This is a genomic window from Nostoc cf. edaphicum LEGE 07299 (genome assembly GCF_015207245.1).
GTDB classification, from domain to species: Bacteria; Cyanobacteriota; Cyanobacteriia; order Cyanobacteriales; family Nostocaceae; genus Nostoc; species Nostoc edaphicum_B.
The window spans coordinates 1-3,097 of record NZ_JADEXF010000802.1 but is presented as its reverse complement, the minus strand read 5'-3'; the positions used below and the strand labels follow the sequence as shown (position 1 = coordinate 3,097).

Annotated in this window: 2 protein-coding genes; one reads left to right on the top strand and one right to left on the bottom strand. The window is 43.0% G+C overall.

The window, feature by feature from the left end; genetic code table 11:
* Positions 1-95: 95 nt before the first annotated feature.
* Entirely contained in the window at positions 96-2,207 is a 2,112-nt protein-coding gene (locus IQ229_RS20885; RefSeq protein ID WP_194047009.1) for a caspase family protein, read from the top strand.
* A gap of 132 nt (positions 2,208-2,339) precedes the next feature.
* Here IQ229_RS20885 and IQ229_RS20880 read toward each other — a convergent pair.
* A partial coding sequence (locus IQ229_RS20880) for a pyridoxal phosphate-dependent aminotransferase (RefSeq protein ID WP_194047007.1) occupies positions 2,340-3,097 on the bottom strand: 758 nt, incomplete at its 5' end.

The following is a 3,097-nucleotide window of genomic DNA, read 5'->3' as shown; positions in this document are numbered from 1 at the left end:
ACAGGCCCCTTTGCTCCCCACATTTTTGTAACTTTACAATACAGAGTTCAGCCCTGTAAGCTGCTAACTGAATAGCTGAGGGCTGATAGCTAATTATGAAACGTCGCACGTTTTTAGAGAGAATTGGCTCAATACTCGCGGTATTGGGGATCGCTGAAGCTGAGTGGTTGTCTTTGGGAAATCGCTATTACCAGGCTTTGGCACAACCCAGTCCGCGTAAGTTGGCATTGTTAATAGGTATTAACCAATACCCAAAAATTTCAGCCCTCAGTGGTTGTTTGATGGATGTAGAACTACAAAGAGAACTTTTAATTCACCGCTTTGGTTTCCAAGGGTCAGATATCCTAACTTTAACTGAGGAACAAGCTAGTAGGGAATTCATTGAAGCGGCTTTTTTGGATCATCTGGGTAAGCAAGCTAAATCCGGTGATGTAGTCGTCTTTCACTTTAGTGGTTATGGCAGTCGTGTCAAATTAGAGACATCACCAGATACAATGCAAAACGTTCTGGTGCCAACTAATGCCAGTTTGACATCGCAAGACGAGAAAATAGTTAACTATATATTAGAAGAAACTCTACTGCTATTATTGCGATCGCTCCCTACAGAACGAGTCACAGCAGTATTAGATACTAGCTATTATGCGCCAACCCCAGTATTAGGATTAAAAAGTCGTGCCCTTCCAGAATCAGTAGAGGCAAAGCTAGCAGCAGAAGAACTCGACTTTCTTCAACAACTTAAAACTCAGAAGTTACCCAGCACGCCGATTGTCTTAGCAGCTACCTCAAATCCCAAGCAGTCGGCGAGGGAAGAACTATTTTCTGGTTTTAGTGCTGGATTATTTACCTATGCCTTGACGCAGTATTTGTGGGAATTCACCCCAACTACCAAAATTCAAGTTGCCCTCTCTTATATGGAAAATTCTCTATCCAAATTAGGTAGTAAACAACAAGCAGCGTTATTAAGTAGTCAAAAAAATCAACATCTAACGTCTCTACCGCCAGACAGTATTATTGGTGCAGAAGGCGCGGTGACAGCGATTGAAGAAGACGGCAAAACAGTCCAGCTGTGGTTAGCAGGATTACCGCCACAAGTGCTGCTATACTACGGAATTAATTCTCGATTTACCCTGGCAACAACAACAGAGCAATTAGTATTGCGATCGCGGACTGGGTTAACAGCAAAAGCGCAAATTTCCCAAATTGAAGGTGCAAATCCCCTACAAATCGGACAACTTGTCCAAGAAGCAGTCCGGGTTTTATCTCGAAATATCCATTTAATAATTGCTTTGGATACTGGATTGGAAAGAATTGAGCGGGTAGACGCCACAAGTGCGTTCGCAGCCTTTCCCCATGTCTCCACCGTAGTCGCAGGGGAAAAACCAGCTGATTATTTATTTGCCAAACTACAGGAAATTCCCAGTCGTTATGGTCTATTTTCTCTTGGTGGCGAGGTAATTCTCAATACCACTGGAGAAGTAGGAGAAGCAGTGAAATTAACAGTGCAAAGGTTAGCACCAAAATTATCAACTCTGCTTGCAGCCAAGTTATGGCGTCTTACAGAAAATCAAGGTTCTTCCCGCTTGTCTCTCAAGGCTACTTTAGAAATAATTAGTGGTATATCACCACAGGTAGTGATGCAGCGTGAAACAATACGAACTTTAAAACCTGAAACTTCGAAAAAAAAATCACTCCCCACTCCGATTGTCCCTATTGGTAGTCGAATGCAATATCGGCTAGAAAACCAGAGCGATCGCCCAGTATATTTAATCTTACTGGGATTAAATAATAATCATACAGCGATCGCCTTCTACTCTTGGGAAACCCCCCAAGAACCAAACGCTGCGGACACCAAACCCCTACTTAAAGAAGTCGTCATCGCTCCAGGTGAAACCCTAACCCTACCCCAAACTAATACTGCTTCCGAATGGGTGATTTCAGGGCCAGCTTGCTTTTGCGAACACCAACTGATTTTTAGTACTGCCCCCTTTAGCGAAACTCTCGCCGCCTTGAACACTACCAAGTATTCCACAGCCGAACAAGGGCCAATTAGCCCATTGTTGAATTCCTTAGACGTTGTACAAGCCTTACTACAAGATTTACATAACGCTAGTGCCCTCAAAACGGAGATGAACGGCACAACAGCCGATTCACATAGCTTGGATGTGAATCATTGGGCAAGTCTTAGCTTTAGTTTTCAAGTGCTGTAAGTTAATGTAATTGAAGAAGAATGCAGAATTCAGAATCAAGACATTCCCTACAAGACACTGCGCTATTCGCTTTTCCGGTCAGAATTCCCACTCCTGACCACCTGCCTCCTGCCTTATCCCAACGACAAATATTTACGCCCACCTACTTAATGCATCTACTAAAGCCTGATTTTGCTCATCTGTCCCAACAGTGATACGTAATTTATCATCTAATCCAGGCTGCTTGAAGTAGCGGATTAAAATTCCCTGTTCCTTGAGTTTTTGATAAAGGTATTCTGCGTTTCCTTCTCGTGGCTGTGCCAGCAAAAAGTTAGCTTGGGAATCCCAGATATGAAAACCTAATTGTTTCAAGTCTATTGCTAACTTAGTCCGTGATGCTTTAATCTTGGCTACACAAGCATTTTTATAAGCTTGGTCAGTGATGGCAGCCGTGCCAATTGCACAAGCGATCGCATCAATGTTATAGCTATCTTTAACCTTAAAAAATCCTTGCAAGAGTTTGGGATTCGCCACCCCAAAGCCCAATCGCAATCCTGCCAACGAGTACCCCTTAGATAGTGTCCGAAGCACAATGACGTTTTCGTATTCCTTAACCAAAGCCAATGCATTCTCTTCGGTAAAATCTATGTATGCTTCATCAATCACTAAAACTCCAGATAACTGGTTAGCTAATTTTCGCAAATCATTTGTTGCCACTACATGGCCCGATGGACTATTGGGCGACGCAATAAATGTCACCGCCCCATTTGCAGCAACTAGTTCGTCCTTTGGTAAACTGTAGTCTTTGCTGTAGGGAATCTCAATAATTTCCGCCGCTTGCATTTCTGTTAATGTACGATATAGCACGTAAGTAGGCATCGGATAAACTACCTTTTTCCCAGGTTCAGCAC